The sequence below is a fragment of the Methylophaga sp. UBA4204 genome (assembly GCF_002379485.1).
Taxonomy (GTDB): domain Bacteria; phylum Pseudomonadota; class Gammaproteobacteria; order Nitrosococcales; family Methylophagaceae; genus Methylophaga.
The window spans coordinates 40,970-41,261 of record NZ_DFTU01000054.1 but is presented as its reverse complement, the minus strand read 5'-3'; the positions used below and the strand labels follow the sequence as shown (position 1 = coordinate 41,261).

General features: G+C 43.2%; 1 protein-coding gene. It reads right to left on the bottom strand.

Annotation, left to right across the window (positions count from 1 at the left end):
* On the bottom strand, positions 1-292 hold a 292-nt coding region (locus B3182_RS07920; protein WP_292752250.1), incomplete at both ends, for an iron chelate uptake ABC transporter family permease subunit.

Sequence of the window (292 nt, the reverse complement as noted above, 5' to 3'; positions counted from 1 at the left end):
AGTTCGCGGCTCAGATAAATAATTACTACTGCCGTCAGTGTAACGAAAGGTAATAGCTGCTTTAATTCCTGATAACCGACGACGGTTAAACTCCCCATCAACCAGCGGATAATTTGAAATGAATCAGCAACATTGCTGAGATATTGAATAAACAGAATCAGACTGGAAAAGAAGAAACTGATAGCCACACCGGTTAACAATAAGGTTTCGCCGGAAAAGCCAAAACGAAACCGACTGATACTGTAAACAAAACTGATGGCTATCAAGGCACCGGCAAAGGCGCTGAGGCTGG